This window comes from Streptomyces sp. CNQ085, from assembly GCF_022614595.1.
In the GTDB taxonomy this organism is placed as follows: Bacteria; Actinomycetota; Actinomycetes; order Streptomycetales; family Streptomycetaceae; genus Streptomyces.
This window is the reverse complement of record NZ_JAJFAU010000131.1, coordinates 1-14,177: the sequence shown is the minus strand read 5'-3', so window position 1 is coordinate 14,177 and position 14,177 is coordinate 1. Positions and strand designations below refer to the sequence as shown.

Here is a 14,177-nt window from a genome sequence, read left to right as displayed (position 1 = left end):
CAGTTCTCAAGGCCGTACTGGGTAGCCGGCAGACGCAGGGCCCCGCGCAGCCGTGCGCGCCGCCCGCGGCGGGCGCCGGCCATGGCTCACTTCTGGGTCAGCATGCCCTCACGGAGGCGCGCCAGAGCCCTGCTCAGCAGCCGGGAGACGTGCATCTGCGAGATTCCCAGCTCGGCCCCGATCTCCGACTGCGTCATGTCGCCGCCGAAGCGCATCTGCAGGATGCGCCGGTCGCGCTCGTCGAGCTGCTCCATCAGCGGCTTGAGGGCATGGAGGTTCTCCACCTTCTCCAGGGCGGGGTCGATGTCCCCGAGCTGGTCGGCCAGAGGGGTGTCCTTGCCCTCGTCGCCCACGGGGAGGTCCAGGGAGCCGGCGACGTAGCCGTTGCTCGCCACCTGGCCCTCGACGACCTCTTCGACCGTGACGTTCATGAACTCCGCCAGCTCCTCGGTGGTGGCGGAGCGGCCCAGTCGGCGGCCGAGTTCCTCGTTCGCCCGGGCCAGCTCGATGCGCAGCTCCTGCAGCCGGCGCGGAACGCGCACGGCCCAGCTGGTGTCCCGGAAGAAGCGCTTGATCTCCCCCACGATGTACGGGACGGCGAAGGAGGTGAACTCCACCTCGCGGCTCAGGTCGAAGCGGTCGATGGCCTTGATCAGACCGATGGTGCCGACCTGGACGATGTCGTCCATCGGTTCCGCACGGTGGCGGAACCGGGAGGCGACGTAGTTGACGAGCGTCAGGTTGAGCTCGATGAGGGTGTTGCGCGCGTACTGGTACTCGTGCGTCCCCTCCTCCAGCACGCGCAGGCGCTCGAAGAACAGCTTCGACAGCTGCCGGGCGTCGCGGGGCGCGACCTTGCCCGCGTCCTCGATTCTCGGCAGTTCGGGCAGATCAGTGGAGGCGGTCTCCTGCTCCTGGTCCGGCAAGACGTCACCGCTCGTCAGCTGAACCTCCGGGCTCAGAGTACGCATCGTGCCCTCCTCTTTTGATCTGTCATGTGCAGCACGGCGCGTACCCGGCCCCGAACAGCTCACACGCCCATCCGGGTGAGGTTTTGCCTATGTACACACGATGTCTGTTAATCACCCGGGGTAAAGGCCACCATAACGGATTTACTTCTCACAGCACATACATGTGAATAGCATGTTCGCGATGGCCTGCGGGCCACCGGGACCACTCTGCCTCCCGCCCGGCCGCACGGCCACCGGCGCACGGAGAGCGACGGGTTCCAGTGCCGCGCCAGCCGGGGTCCACCCGGTGGCGAGGCACCCCCGGTCTCCGGCCGGGGGAGGCGGCGAGCGGGGTGAGCCTCGGCCGGCGCGGCACTAGGTTGTGCACGGTGGCCGGCCCGGCCGCCGTCACACAGGGCACAGCATCAGGAGGGTCCCATGACCGACGGCCGGCCCCGCAGTGACCGGGACGCGCTGTCCGCGATCGACCGCAGCATTCCGCACTCGGCGCGGATCTGGAACTACTGGCTGGGCGGCAAGGACAACTACACCGCCGACCGCGAGGCGGGCGACCGGTACCAGGAGATCTTCCCCGGAATCGTGGAACTCGCCCGCGCCTCGCGGAGTTTCCTCTCCCGCGCCGTGACGCACCTGGCCGGCGGACTGGGCGTCCGGCAGTTCCTGGACATCGGCACCGGACTGCCCACCGCCGACAACACCCACGAGGTCGCCCAGCGGGTCGCCCCCGAGTCGCGGATCGTCTACGTCGACAACGACCCCCTGGTCCTGGCCCACGCCCGGGCCCTGCTGACCTCCACCCCCGAGGGCGCCACCGCCTACATCGACGCCGATCTGCGCAGCCCCGACACCATCCTGGCCGAGGCCGCCCGGACTCTGGACCTCGACCGCCCGGTCGGCCTGATGCTGATGAACGTCCTGGGCCACGTCGAGGACTACGACGAGGCCAGGGCGACCGTGAAACGGCTGATGGCCGCCCTGCCCTCGGGCAGCTGCCTGGTGAGCAACGACGGCACCGACGGCACCGAGGCGTTCAACCGCGCGCAGCGGTTCTACAACGAGATGGCCGGGGCCCCCTACCTGCTGCGCACCCCTGAGCAGATCGCCGGGTACTTCAGGGGGCTGGAGGTTCTGGAGCCGGGCGTGGTGCCGGTCTCGCGGTGGCGGCCGGAAGCCCCGCCGACCGAAACCCCGCTCTCCGGCGGCCTTCCCCCCGCCGTGGACGAGTACGGCGGGGTCGGCGTCAAACCCTGACGGCCGGAGCGCGGCGGCTCAGCGCCCGGCATGGCGCCTGCGGCCACGCTTCCGCTCCGAAGGCGTGCCGGCCCCGGCGCCCCGTCCGCGCTCCGCGGGGTGATGGTGGTGTCGTCGGCGAGGGGCGCCGCAGGGAGAGCGCGGACGTACGGACCGCCCGGGCGTCGCCACGCCGGACGGCCGCCGGGATCCTCGTGGAACACACCGGCCGACGGCCGGGAACGGTGCCGTCCGCGGGGCGGGCGGCACCGTGGACCGGCTCGCTAGGGGAGGTACTTCTCGACGGCGGCGGCTCCGTGTTCCTCCAGTTCCCTGCGCGCCTTCTCGATCCGCTCCGGCGTGGGCTCGCGGCCGGACAGCCTGACCAGGTCCTCCGGGTCCACCGGCTGCTCGCCGCCGGTGCGCAGGCGCGTCGGCCGCGGTGCGGAGGACTCTTCCTTGTCGTGTTCACCCTTCACGGCGGGCCTCCTCTGCTCGGTTCCACCCCGTGAGCGGGGTTGCCTGCCGCGTACCCTCACTTTCCCGGCCGATTCGCCCGGAACGGCGCACACGGTCACGGACCAGTCTGCTCCGGGCACGTCCCCGAGGCGCGCCCGGCGGCCCTGAGCCGGTCGCGTCCCAGTCTCGCCAGCGCCCCGGCCCCCGCGGTGTAGGCCAGCGAGAGCACGGCCGCCGCCCGCGCCGGGTGCAGAACGGACTCCAGGGCCCGCAGCGCCGCCCGGTGGGCGGAGCCCACCGCCAGCACGGCGCACACCCCGGCGCCGCCCAGCAGCGCACCGCCCGCACCCGTGTGCCGGGCGGCGGCCCGCAGTCCGTCGCCGAACCCCTGGAAGCGGTCGCGGAACAGTTCGGACGCCTCCCGGGTCACCTGCTCGACGGCATCGGCGATGTGCTCACCCGCGGTTCCGCTCTGCGGCATGTCTCCCTCTCCCTCCGGGCCGGTCCGCCCGGTCGGCCCGGTGCTCGTGTTCCCGCCGCGGTCCGTCCGATGCCCCGCGCGCGTTGTGCCGGGGTCAGCCCCGGCCGCTGGGGTTGTCCCCGGAGAACTTGCGGGTGTCGCGCGGCTCGACGTAGGGCTCCTCGTCGGCCGGGTGTCCGTCCTCCATGGCCCGTCCGCGCTCGATCTCGGCGTTGATCTCCTGGCCCAGCAGGATCACGATGTTGGTGATCCACAGCCAGATCAAGAAGATGATCACACCGGCCAGGCTGCCGTACGTCTTGTTGTAGTTGCCGAAGTTGGCGACGTAGAAGGCGAAGGCGGCCGATGCCACGATCCACAGCAGCACGGCGACCAGACTGCCCGGACTGACCCAGCGGAGGCGGCGCTTGACGTTGGGCGCGGCCCAGTACAGCAGCGCGATCATGAAGGCGACCAGCAGGACCAGCACCGGCCACTTGGCGATGCTCCACACCGTCAGGAAGGTGCCGCCCAGACCGATGACGTCGCCGGCCCGCTGCGCGATGTCACCGGTGAAGACCACGGCGACGGAACTCAGCGCCAGGATGACCAGCAGGATCAGGGTGATGCCCACCCGCACCGGCAGCGTCATCCAGATCGGCCGCCCCTCCTCGATGTCGTAGATGGCGTTGGAGGCGCGCATGAAGGCGGCGACGTAGCCGGACGCGGACCAGATCGCCAGGGCGAGACCGATGACCAGCGCGAACCCCGCGGCGCCCTGGTTGCCCCGGAGCTGCGTGAGCATGCTCTCGAGGATGTCGCGCGCGGCGCCCGGCGCGATGCTGCCCAGGTTGTCGATCAGCGGCTGGATCGCGGAGCTGCCGATCACACCCAGGATCGACACCAGCGCGAGCAACGCGGGGAAGATCGACAGGATTCCGTAGTAGGTGAGGGCGGCGGCCCAGTCCGTGACGTTGTCGTCCTTGAACTCGGCGACCGTGCGCCTCAGCACGCCCTTCCAGGACCTCTTCGACAGGTCGGTGGGCTCCTCGGGGGCCTGCCTGGCGGAACCGTCCCGCCGCTGCCCGCTCTTCTGCTTCGACATGTGGTGGCACCTCACCTGTTCCCGGCCGGGCCGCCCCCGCCCACGGGGGAAGGGGCGGCCGCCGCGGGGTCGTCTCAGTGCGCCGAGCCGGGGCTCTGGCGTCGGGTCTCGTCGGCCACACCCTGCCCGGACCGGCGGGCCTGGCCCTTGATCTCGCCCGCCTGTCCGCGGGCCTCCTCGGCGGTGGTGCGGGCGGCGTCCGACGCGGTCTCCTTGACCTGCCGGGCCGCCTGCCGGCCGGACTGCCTGGCGTCCTCCCTCAGGTGCTCCACCGACTCCATCGCCGCTTCCCTGACCGGTTCGGCCAGTCCGCCCGCCTTCTCGGAGAGCCGGCCCACCGCCTGCTCCTCCTTGCGCGAGCCGCGCATCACCGAGGCCGTCAGCATCCCGGCGCCGAAGGCGATCACACCGGCGGCCAGGGGGTTGCCCTGGGTCTTCCGCGCGGCGCGGTGGGGAGTGGCCTTGACGGCCTCGCCCGCCTGTCCGACCCCCTCGCGCGCCCTGTCCGCGGTGTGCCCGGCACTCTCACGGACCGACTGTGTCGTGTCCGAGGTGGTTCCCATAACTCGCTCCCGTACTACGGTCATCCTGCCCCGCGCCCGCTCCTTGCGGCGGCGGACGGCGTGGCGGGGGTTGGCTTGGTCGGCGAGCCTGCCGACGTCCTCCGACAGCTCCTGCCGGGTGGTGTCGATCCGAGCCCTCAGCTCGTCGGGTGACGTGCCCATTCGGCGTCCTCCTTGAGGGTCTGGACGGTGCGCTCCGGCTTGGGGTGGACCTGCTTCATCCTCGAGCGGCCCATCACGTACATCACGGCCGCAGCCACGCCCCACAGGGCGGTGACGATGAGTGCCGCCCAGCCCCAGTCCATGACGTTGGCCAGGCCGAAGGTGAGCGCCAGGGAGGCGAACAGAACGGTCATGTAGCCGGCGAACCCGGCCCCGCCGTACATACCGGCGGCCTTGCCCGCCTTGGCGGCCTCCTCGCGGATCTCGGCCTTGGCCAGCTCCACTTCCTGCCGGAACAGCTTCTGCGCGTCCGAGGTGACCGCGGAGAGCAGCTCGCCGATCGAGGCGTCCTCCCGCGCCGTCCCGCCCCGGACCTCCGGATCGGTGTCCGGCCGATGAGTCGTGTGCGCCATGTCAGCCCACCTCCGGACTGCGGGGGGTGTCGGGGGCTCCGTAGGTACCGGTGGCCCCGTAGCCGCCGGTGCCCGGGGCGCCCGGGGGGGCGCCGTGGGAGGGCTCCCCGTAGCCCGGCATCTGCCGGACCTCTCCGCCCGGGGACTGCGGGTATGCCTCGTATCCCTGGGCCTGCGCCGTACCGGAGCCGTCCTGCCCGTGACGGTCCGCCTTGGTGCCCGCCTTGGCCATGCGCCCGATGACGAAGCCGGCCAGTGCCGCACCCGCCAGGAACGCGCCCGGACGGCGCCGCGCGAAGGACTCCACACCCTCGACCAGACCGCCGACGCCCCGCTCCTCCAGTGTGTCCGCCGCGCGGCGGCCGCCGTCGGCGGCCTGGGCCGCCAGGTTCCGCACCGGGGAGTCGGACCGGGTGTTCTCCGCCATGCCCGACAGGTCGTCGGCCCACTGGCGTATGGTGCCGGCCGTCCTCCTGGTCTGCGTGTCCGCCTCCTGCGTGGCACGCTCCCTGAGGTGGCCCGCCACGTTGACGGCCTGGTCGCGGGCCTCGCCCGTCACGTTGCGCGCCTGACCCCTGGCGCTGCCGGCCACGGTGCCCGCGGCTTCCTTCGCCCGGTCGGCCGTGGCGCGGGTCTCCTGCTTCGCGGTCTGACCTGTCTGCTGTGCGGGGCCGTTGCCCGTGATCGGAGATTCACTCACCGGTGCCTCCAGTTGGTCCTGCGGAATTCGCCTTTTGCGTCATATGTGACCAGTGGCTCACGAAGGGCGAAGTACCCGATCTTCGACCCGGCATTCACCCGACATCCCCTTCGCCCGTCACCCCGGAAGACCCCGGGCGCGCTCCGGCACGACCGGGGCCCGAACGGAAGAGGTCGTCTCCGAACGGGCCCCAAGGGGTGGAACCGGCGGTTCAACGGCGGCGGCGCCGCTCGTCGTCGGCCCTCTCCTCCTCGATGCGCTCCTTGCGCACCCGCCCCTTGACGGTCTCCTCGTCGGTGCGCTCGTCGGTGGTCAGACGCACCCGCTCCACCGGATGCGTCTCGGTCTCGACCACCGGACGCTCCTCGTGCAGGGTCACCTCGTACTCGGCCTCGGAGATCTCCGGGCCACTCGTGGCCTCGCCCCTGTTCTCCTCGGTGATGGGCTCACGCTCCACCCGGACCTCCTCGCGCCGCACGGGCACCGTCTTCTGGACCTCCTCGGTGACCACGTACTTGCGCAGCCGGGCCTTGCCGGCCTCCTGGCGCTCGACGCCGACGCGCATCTCCTCCTCGGAGCGCGTCATGGCCTCGTCGCGGCCACGGGCTCCGGTGCGGCCCCCCGCCGTACCGGCCGTGCCCGCCGCGGCGGCCGTTCCCGCGGCACCCGCCGTGCCGGTGCCGGTGCGGCCGGTCTCCTGCCCGTAACCGCCCCAGTCGACGCCGTAGTAGTCGTACAGACGGCGCTCCTCCTGCTCGGACAGGTGCCCACCCTGGTCCACGTCGACGTGAGGCGCGCCCTTGACCTGGTCCTTGGAGTACGGCACCTCCAGGTGGTCCTCCACCATGTCCGCGTCGTGGATCGGAACGAAGGTCTCATGGCTGCCGAAGAGCCCGGTGCGGACGCTGGCCCACTCCGGCCGGCCCGTCACGTCGTCGAGGAAGACATGCCCGGCCTCCCCGATCTTCTTGCCCTCGGCGTCGTAGACCTGGTGGTCCAGCACCTCGGGTATCTGCTCCTTGGTGATCATGAGGCTCTCCTCGTCGCCGGTTCCTCTGACTCCAAGGCTGCGGGTAACCACCCGAAAGGACCTGAAAACCTACAAAAAATGTAAAGTCGGTCAAGAATGAACGGCCTCCCACTTGCCCAAGTGCGTCCTCCCCCGGTTCATCCGTGTAACGGCGGGAGGACCGGGTACTCCGGTCCCCGGTGACCCGAGCGGGCCGAAGGGAGAACACCGCGTGCCGCTCCGGCTTGAGGACTACGCCCTGCTGGGTGACACACGCACCGCCGCGCTGGTGGGCTACGACGGCTCGGTGGACTGGCTGTGCCTGCCCCGGTTCGACTCCGACGCCTGCTTCGCCGCCCTGTTGGGCCGTCCCGAGCACGGCCGCTGGCTGCTCGCCCCCAGCGGCCGGGTCCGGCCGGTGGCCCGCCGCTACCGGGGCGACAGCGCGGTACTGGAGACCGACTACGCGGGCCCCGAGGGCCGGGCCCGGGTGACCGACTGCATGCCTGTCGACGGCGATCACCCCTCGGTGGTGCGTATCGTCGAGGGCCTGGAAGGGCGGGTGCGGATGCGCTCGCTGGTGCGCCTGTGCTTCGACTACGGCGTCACCCCTGCCTGGCTGCGGCCCGAGGGACGCAGACTGCGCGCCTACGCGGGACCGGACGTGGTCGTCCTCGACTCCGGGGCGGACTTCACCGTGGACGGCGGTGAGTGCGCCGCGGAGTTCTCCGTCGACGCGGGCGGGAAAGTGGCTTTCCGGCTGGCCTGGAGAGGACTGCACCACGGGGATCCGGACCGGCCGGACACCGCGGAGCTGCTGCGGACCGTGTCCGCCACCGAACGGTGGTGGCGGGAGTGGGCCGCCCGCTGCACCTACTCCGGCGAGTACCGGGAGGCGGTGGTGCGCTCCCTGATCACGCTCAAGGCCCTGAGTTACTCGCCCAGCGGCGGCATCGTGGCCGCCCCCACCACCTCCCTGCCCGAGCAGCTGGGCGGGGTGCGCAACTGGGACTACCGCTTCTGCTGGCTGCGCGACGCCACCTTCACCCTCATGGCGCTGCTGGAGTCCGGATACGAGCGGGAGGCGGTGGCCTGGCGCGACTGGCTGCTGCGCGCGCTGGCCGGCGACCCGCGGCGAATGCGGATCATGTACGGGGTCGAGGGCGAGCGGCTGCTGTCCGAGACGGAGCTGGACTGGCTGCCCGGATACGAGCGCTCCCGTCCCGTGCGCATCGGCAACGCCGCCTCCGGACAGCTCCAGCTGGACGTCCACGGGGAGCTCATGGACGCCCTGCACCAGGCCAGGGCCCACGGCGTGCCACCGGACCCCGACGCCTGGCGGGTCCAGCGCGTGCTGATGGACTTCCTGGAGTCGCACTGGCGCGACCCCGACAACGGCATCTGGGAGGTGCGCGGCCCGCGCCGGGACTTCACCCACTCCAAGGTGATGGCCTGGGTGGCCGCCGACCGGGCGGTGAAGGCGGTGGAGCGCTTCGGCCTGGACGGGCCCGCGTACCGGTGGAGGAGCCTGCGGCGGGAAATCTTCCGGGAGGTCTGCGCGCACGGCTACGACGCCGACCGCGCGACCTTCACCCAGTACTACGGCTCCGCGGAACTGGACGCCTCGCTGCTGCTCATCCCGTCCGTGGGTTTCCTGCCCGCCGACGACCCCCGGATGAAGGGCACCGTGGCCGCGATCGAGCGGGAGCTGCTCGGGGACGGCCTCGTGCGGCGCTACACCACGAGCAGCCGCACCGACTCCGTGGACGGCCTGCCCGCCGGCGAGGCGGCCTTCCTGCCCTGCTCCTTCTGGCTGGCCGACAACTACATCCTCCAGGGCCGCGTCCGGGAGGGGCGGGAGCTGTTCGAGCGGCTGCTGGACCTGCGCAACGACCTGGGCCTGCTCTCGGAGGAGTACGACACCGGACACCGCCGGCTGGTCGGCAACTTCCCCCAGGCCCTCTCCCACATCCCGCTGATCGACACCGCGCAGAACCTGGCCGGGAGCCGGGGCCCCTCCCGACTCCGCTCCGGCGACGGGAGCTCCTGAGCCGGGCCCGGCTCAGGAGCGGGCACCCCGGCCGGAAGCACCCGGCCCGGGATCAGTGCCGGGTGAGCTCGATGACCGTCTTGACGTCGTCCGGGCGCCGTTCGAAGGCGTCCGCGAAGGACTCCAACGGCACCCGGCGGGTGATCAGCGCGTCCAGCCAGCCCCGGTCCGCCCCGGCGAGAGCCGCGGCCGCGGCGGCGTAGTGCCGCCGGTTGGCGTTGACCGAGCCGACCACGGCGGAGTTGTCCAGCACCAGTTCGCGGTTGAGGTATCCGGCGTCCACCTCCAGGGTGCGTCCGGCGGGCGACAGCCCGGTCAGGCAGAGCACTCCGTAGGGATCCATCGCCGACATCACCCCGAAGACGACCGGCGCGGCGCCGGTCGCCTCGATCACCACGTCCGGCCGCACCCGCTCCATGACCCGCTCGGCGTCATCGCGGTGGTACTCGGCGCCCAGCCGCCGGACCAGCTCGGGTTTGGGGCCGCTCTCCGCCCGGTCCAGTACATGGACCTCCAGATCGCGCTGGTGCCCGAGCAGCGCGGCGAGCAGCCCGATCGGCCCGGCCCCCGTGACCAGCACCGAGTGCGGGGCGAACCAGGACCTCCCGCCGATGCGCTCCACCTGGTCCCATGCCTTGGCCACCACGGTGGCGGGCTCCATGAGCACCCCGACGTGTTCCAGTCCGGGGTCCAGTCGCACCGCGTAGTCGGCCTCGACCGTCCAGGACGTCGAGGCGTACCCGTCGAGCCCCTTGATGCCGCGCTCGGTGAACAGCCCGTTGCGGCACATGTCGAAGTAACCGTGGGCGCACGCCCCGCACGGCACGGGATCGGGCCGGCGGACGACGCCCACGGCCAGGTCGCCGGGCACCCAGCCGCTGTCCGGCGGAGCCTGGCGCACCCGGCCCAGGGACTCGTGGCCGATGACCAGGCGCTCCCGGCCCGGCGGAGGGGCTCCATGGCTCCCCGAGAGGATCTCCAGATCAGTGCCGCACACACCGACGGCCAGGCCGTCCACCAGCAGCTCCCCCTCCCCCGGTCCAGGGTCGGGGAGGGTGTCGAGCCGCAGGGAGTTCTTCCGGTCGGGAGCCACGGTCAGCGCCTGCACGTCCACTCCATCCGTCGGGCGGGGTCCGGTGTTCCTATCCGGTACCCCCGACCGCGCCGGACACGCTCCATACTGGGGGCATGTGCCGCAGCATCAGGACACTCCGACCGCCCATGGCGCCCGAGGTGAGCGACGAGGACATCCGCGCCGCCGCCCTGCAGTACGTCCGCAAGGTCTCGGGTTTCAGGGAGCCCGCCGCCCACAACCGCGCCGCGTTCGAGCGCGCCGTCGAGGCCGTGGCAGAGGCGACCCGGGAGCTCCTGGACGACCTGGAGGTACGCGGCCGGGGCGGCCCGCTCCGGCGGCCTCCGGCCCGCTCCTGACCTCCTCACCCACTCCCCCGGCCCCCTGCCCTCCGGACGGAGCCGTGGCCGACGGACACCGGCCTGGGCTCGCCGTCACGCAGCCGACCGAGACCGGCTCCAGCGGGCTCGTACCGGAAGGCACCCCGCCGCCCGGGCCGCCTCGTCCGGCACGCCGGCGGCCTCGACCGCGTGCCGCAGACAGTCGGGGGAGACCAGTGGAGTGGTCCGCGCGTCGGCTTCCACCCTCCGGAGAGCCGCCGCCCCCTCCCTCCGGAGGCGCATCCGGGCAGATCAGAAGAAATGTACTGATATCACCCTTCCGCCGCTTTCGGCCTTATGGACACTCTGTGAAGCTTGTGGAACACACGGTGACAAACCCATCGTCACACAGGGAGTTGACCCATGGTGCTGTCGATCTCCGGTGTCCTGCTGTTCGGAGTGATCGTCTTCCTGTTCTTCCGCAAGGACAACCTCAAGCTCTCCCACGCCATCGTGTGCGCGCTCTTCGGGTTCTACCTGGCGGGATCGGCGATCGCGCCAGGTATCCAGGCGGGCGGGGACACCCTCGCCAACCTCCTCGGGAACATCCCCTTCTAGGGAGCCTTTCCGGCGCGGTCCCCCTCCCGGCACGGCATCTCCGGTGCACCCACCGGAACCCCACACCCACGACCCCAGGACTTCGAGCCCCAGGGCTCTGGACGGCAGGAGATCAGGCGTGGCCTGGCGGCCCTTCCCCCCGGCACTCACCCCGCTGCACGCTTCCCATCCCCACCGCGCACCGGACGCCACGCCGGCGCGCGGGCGCGACCTGCGGCGGGCGGCCGCGGACCACGCCCTCGACGCGCTGCACCTGCCGGCCGTGGCCGCCCGCGGGCTGGGCCGTCTCGCCTCCGCGGGACGGCGCCGCTGGGAGCGTATCCCCCGGGAGCGGCGGGGTCCGGCGCTGCTCGCCGTGACCGTCTGCCTGCTGGTGCTGTGGCTGACTCCGTACGGGCCGCTGGTGGGGGCGGTCGCCCTGGCCTGCGCCGCTCTCCGGCAGGGCCGCGACCGGTCCTCGGACACCGCCGGGGGCGAGCCGGGCGAGGCCGAACGCGCACGGCTGCAGACCCTCTACGAAGCGCTGGTACCGCATCTGTCGCTCGCCGACGACCCCCGTCCCCGGCCCCTGTACGCCCGCGACGGCGACTGGCGGCGGGCCTTCACCGGCTTCGCGTTCACCGAGGAGGGGCGGCTGGCCCGGCTGCGGCTGCGCTACCCGCCGCACTTCGGCGACGGCGACCAGGAGTCCCGCGCACGCCTCCAGGAACTGCTGTCCGCCAAGGCCGGGCGGGGCCGGGAGTACCACTTCGCCTGGGACGAGGAGCTGGGCGAGCTGGCCCTGACCGCGCTGCCGCCGCTTCCCGCCGGGGTCTGCGCGCAGCGCTTCGTCACCGCGCCCGGCGAGACCGTGCTGGGCTTCACCGACCTCCACACCGTCCCCCGCACGGTGCCGGTGGTCGAGGAGGGCGGCGAGCGGCGGGACGTGCCTCCGGTGGTGTGGCGTACGGGTCCGCGCTCCACCGAACCGCACCTGCTGGCACTGGGCCGTCCGGGGTCGGGGACCACCACGCTGCTGCGGTCGGTCGCGCTCCAGGCCCTGCGGCAGGGCGAGGTGCTGGTCGTGGACGGCGGCGGAGCGGGCGAGTACGAGTTCCTGGCCGGGCGCGGCAGGGTGCTGGCGGTGGAGTCCACACCGGCCGGTGCTCTGTCGGCGCTGGAGTGGGTGGTGCGGGAGACCGAGCGCAGACTGCTGGCCGCCAACCGGATCCGCCAGACCGGACGGGACGCGCCGGAGGACGTCTGCCGCCCGCTGTGGGTGCTGGTCGACCGGCCCTCGGTGCTCAGCCACCTGGCCCGTGCCGAGGGGCAGCGCGACCCGCAGGATCTGCTCCAGGTGCCCCTGCGGTACGGGCGCGCGGTACGGGTGACCGTGGCGCTGGCCGACCAGTTCGAGGGCGCGGGGGAGCTGACCGGGGCCGTCCGCGCGTACACCCGGGCGCGGGTGGTGCTCGGCGCGGCGACGCCGCAGGAGGTACGGGCGGTGCTCGGTGAGGCCCCGTCGACCACGCCGCCGCCCGAGGTGCCCCCGGGGCGCGGTTACGCCCGGCTGGGCTCGGGACCGGTGCACCGCCTCCAGGTACCCGCCGCCCCGGACCCCTTCGACCGGGACGCGGCCGAGCCGCAGCGGCGGGCGGTCCTGGAACTGCTGCCGGAGCCGGTGACCGGTCCGCCGAAGGCCCCGGCCCGGCGTCCGGTCCCCTGAGAGAGGCTCCGGTTCCGCAGCTCCGTCGCCTGAACCGCCACCCGGGCGGCGGTTCAGGCGACGGAGCTGCGCGGGACGTCGCTCCCCACGCTCCGCCCCTCGGCGACCAGTCGCGTGGCCGCCGCCAGCCGGGCCGCGGCCTCGGCCGCCACGGGGCCGGAGACCGTGAACGGCAGCCGCACATAGCCCTCGAACGCCCCGTCCACCCCGAAGCGCGGCCCGGAGGGAACGCGCACCCCGAGCCGCTCGCCCGCCTCGGCGATCCGCGATCCGGACAGGTCTCCGGTGCGCACCCACAAGGTGAGACCGCCGCGCGGGACGGTGAACCTCCAGTCGGGGAGGTGCTCCCGGAGGGCCTCGATGAGGGCGGCGCGGTTCTCCCGGGCCCGCTCACGGTGGATCTCCATGGCCTGGTCCCAGCCGCTGCCCCCACCGTCCTGTCCGTCGGCCTCCGCCAGCAGCCGGGCGACGGCGAGCTGCTCCAGCACGGGACTGCCGAGGTCGGCGTAGACGCGCGCCGTGACCAGGCTGCGGATGGTCTCGGGCGCGGCCCGGATCCAGCCGATGCGCAGCCCGGCCCAGACAGCCTTGCTGGCCGAGCCGACCGTGACGACGGTGGAGCCGCCCGGGTCGAACGCCGCGAGCGGGCGGGGTGCCGGTTCACCGGGCAGGACGTCGAGGTCGAGACCGGCCATGGTCTCGTCCGCCACCAGCACGGTCCCCGCGGCCCGGGCCGCGGCCACCAGTTCCCTGCGCTGCTCCTCTCCGGCCAGGGCGCCGGTGGGGTTGTGGAAGTCGGCGATGACGTACGCCATCCGCGGCGCCGCGTCCCGCAGCACCCGGCGCCAGGCGGGCAGGTCCCAGCCGGTGAACCCCTCGCCCATCGCGACGGGCACCAGCCGGGCGCCCGCCTCGCTCAGCAGGCGCAGCACGTTGGCGTAGGAGGGGTGCTCCACGGCGACGCGCTCGCCACGCGGCACGAACAGCGCGCGGATCGCGACCACCGCGCCCATGGCACCGGTGGTGATCATGATCTGCTCGGGCATAGTCGGGACACCGCGGGCGGTGTAGCGGTCGGCCAGGGCCTGACGCAGGACCGGTAGCCCCGCCGGGTAGTCGCCGTGTGTGTGGGCGTAGGGGGGCAGATCGGCCAGGGCCCTCTGGAAGGCCCGGGTGAGCCAGGGCTCGGGGGCGGGAAGAGCGGCACAGCCCAGGTCGATCATGGTCCCGGCGGCGTCGGGCGGCAGGGGCGCCAGTCCGCCGGACGGCAGGGGGTTGCCGGCGGGCAGGGCCGTCCAGCTCCCCGCGACCGCCGCTCCTACGAGGAGGAACTCCTGCGG

15 protein-coding genes are annotated in these 14,177 nt (G+C 72.8%); 5 read left to right on the top strand and 10 right to left on the bottom strand.

The genetic code is table 11. The features are described 5' to 3' along the window. Positions 1-86 precede the first annotated feature (86 nt). The gene (locus LJ221_RS19205; protein ID WP_241717970.1) at positions 87-971 is read right to left on the bottom strand and encodes an RNA polymerase sigma factor SigF; all 885 of its coding nucleotides are present in this window, start codon (positions 969-971) and stop codon (positions 87-89) included. A 417-nt stretch (positions 972-1,388) separates the two neighbouring features. Here LJ221_RS19205 and LJ221_RS19200 point away from each other — a divergent pair, with 417 nt between their 5' ends. Beyond that, entirely contained in the window at positions 1,389-2,222 is an 834-nt protein-coding gene (locus LJ221_RS19200; protein WP_241717969.1) for an SAM-dependent methyltransferase, read from the top strand. Between the two features lie 263 nt (positions 2,223-2,485). Here the strand turns inward: LJ221_RS19200 and LJ221_RS19195 are convergent, their stop codons facing one another. The 7 genes from LJ221_RS19195 to LJ221_RS19165 all read right to left on the bottom strand — a co-directional run bounded on the left by LJ221_RS19195 (position 2,486) and on the right by LJ221_RS19165 (position 7,093). Then, complete coding sequence (locus LJ221_RS19195; protein ID WP_241717968.1) at positions 2,486-2,680, bottom strand: hypothetical protein; 195 nt, start codon at positions 2,678-2,680, stop codon at positions 2,486-2,488. 95 nt (positions 2,681-2,775) lie between these two features. After that, complete coding sequence (locus LJ221_RS19190; protein WP_241717967.1) at positions 2,776-3,141, bottom strand: phage holin family protein; 366 nt, start codon at positions 3,139-3,141, stop codon at positions 2,776-2,778. Positions 3,142-3,235: 94 nt separating this feature from the next. Beyond that, on the bottom strand, positions 3,236-4,225 hold the full coding sequence (locus tag LJ221_RS19185; RefSeq protein WP_241717966.1) for a YihY/virulence factor BrkB family protein: 990 nt from the start codon (positions 4,223-4,225) through the stop codon (positions 3,236-3,238). Positions 4,226-4,299: 74 nt separating this feature from the next. After that, entirely contained in the window at positions 4,300-4,950 is a 651-nt protein-coding gene (locus LJ221_RS19180) for a DUF3618 domain-containing protein (RefSeq protein ID WP_241717965.1), read from the bottom strand. Continuing rightward, positions 4,926-5,363, bottom strand: coding sequence for a phage holin family protein (locus tag LJ221_RS19175; RefSeq protein ID WP_241717964.1), 438 nt, complete (start codon positions 5,361-5,363; stop codon positions 4,926-4,928). Before LJ221_RS19175 ends, LJ221_RS19180 begins: the two co-directional genes overlap by 25 nt. Position 5,364: 1 nt before the next feature. After that, positions 5,365-6,063, bottom strand: coding sequence for a hypothetical protein (locus LJ221_RS19170; protein ID WP_241717963.1), 699 nt, complete (start codon positions 6,061-6,063; stop codon positions 5,365-5,367). A 211-nt stretch (positions 6,064-6,274) separates the two neighbouring features. Further along, positions 6,275-7,093 (bottom strand): DUF2382 domain-containing protein, encoded by an 819-nt coding sequence (locus tag LJ221_RS19165; protein ID WP_241717962.1) that lies wholly within the window; start codon positions 7,091-7,093, stop codon positions 6,275-6,277. Between the two features lie 211 nt (positions 7,094-7,304). Here LJ221_RS19165 and LJ221_RS19160 point away from each other — a divergent pair, with 211 nt between their 5' ends. Continuing rightward, positions 7,305-9,122 carry a glycoside hydrolase family 15 protein gene (locus tag LJ221_RS19160; protein ID WP_241717961.1) on the top strand — a complete coding sequence of 606 codons (1,818 nt, stop codon included), beginning with the start codon at positions 7,305-7,307 and terminating at the stop codon, positions 9,120-9,122. Between the two features lie 52 nt (positions 9,123-9,174). Here the strand turns inward: LJ221_RS19160 and LJ221_RS19155 are convergent, their stop codons facing one another. After that, positions 9,175-10,230: a glucose 1-dehydrogenase gene (locus tag LJ221_RS19155; RefSeq protein WP_241717960.1), complete on the bottom strand. Its 1,056-nt coding sequence runs from the start codon at positions 10,228-10,230 to the stop codon at positions 9,175-9,177. 80 nt (positions 10,231-10,310) lie between these two features. On the opposite strand from LJ221_RS19155, the gene LJ221_RS19150 reads away from it, so the two are divergent. The 3 genes from LJ221_RS19150 to LJ221_RS19140 all read left to right on the top strand — a co-directional run bounded on the left by LJ221_RS19150 (position 10,311) and on the right by LJ221_RS19140 (position 12,837). After that, positions 10,311-10,553 (top strand): DUF2277 domain-containing protein, encoded by a 243-nt coding sequence (locus LJ221_RS19150; RefSeq protein ID WP_241717959.1) that lies wholly within the window; start codon positions 10,311-10,313, stop codon positions 10,551-10,553. A gap of 384 nt (positions 10,554-10,937) precedes the next feature. Continuing rightward, complete coding sequence (locus tag LJ221_RS19145; RefSeq protein WP_093849355.1) at positions 10,938-11,132, top strand: hypothetical protein; 195 nt, start codon at positions 10,938-10,940, stop codon at positions 11,130-11,132. A gap of 118 nt (positions 11,133-11,250) precedes the next feature. Continuing rightward, positions 11,251-12,837, top strand: a complete 1,587-nt coding sequence (locus tag LJ221_RS19140) for a hypothetical protein (RefSeq protein WP_374228506.1) — start codon at positions 11,251-11,253, stop codon at positions 12,835-12,837. A gap of 53 nt (positions 12,838-12,890) precedes the next feature. Here LJ221_RS19140 and LJ221_RS19135 read toward each other — a convergent pair. Further along, a partial coding sequence (locus tag LJ221_RS19135) for a PLP-dependent aminotransferase family protein (RefSeq protein WP_241717958.1) occupies positions 12,891-14,177 on the bottom strand: 1,287 nt, incomplete at its 5' end.

Bases quoted from the DNA above. Each gene is read 5' to 3' on its own strand.
- LJ221_RS19200 (WP_241717969.1), top strand. From the start codon at position 1,389: ATGACCGACGGCCGGCCCCGCAGTGACCGGGACGCGCTGTCCGCGATC.
- LJ221_RS19145 (WP_093849355.1), top strand. From the start codon at position 10,938: ATGGTGCTGTCGATCTCCGGTGTCCTGCTGTTCGGAGTGATCGTCTTC.
- LJ221_RS19205 (WP_241717970.1), bottom strand. From the start codon at position 971: ATGCGTACTCTGAGCCCGGAGGTTCAGCTGACGAGCGGTGACGTCTTG.
- LJ221_RS19175 (WP_241717964.1), bottom strand. From the start codon at position 5,363: ATGGCGCACACGACTCATCGGCCGGACACCGATCCGGAGGTCCGGGGC.
- LJ221_RS19165 (WP_241717962.1), bottom strand. From the start codon at position 7,093: ATGATCACCAAGGAGCAGATACCCGAGGTGCTGGACCACCAGGTCTAC.
- LJ221_RS19185 (WP_241717966.1), bottom strand. From the start codon at position 4,225: ATGTCGAAGCAGAAGAGCGGGCAGCGGCGGGACGGTTCCGCCAGGCAG.
- LJ221_RS19180 (WP_241717965.1), bottom strand. From the start codon at position 4,950: ATGGGCACGTCACCCGACGAGCTGAGGGCTCGGATCGACACCACCCGG.
- LJ221_RS19190 (WP_241717967.1), bottom strand. From the start codon at position 3,141: ATGCCGCAGAGCGGAACCGCGGGTGAGCACATCGCCGATGCCGTCGAG.
- LJ221_RS19150 (WP_241717959.1), top strand. From the start codon at position 10,311: ATGTGCCGCAGCATCAGGACACTCCGACCGCCCATGGCGCCCGAGGTG.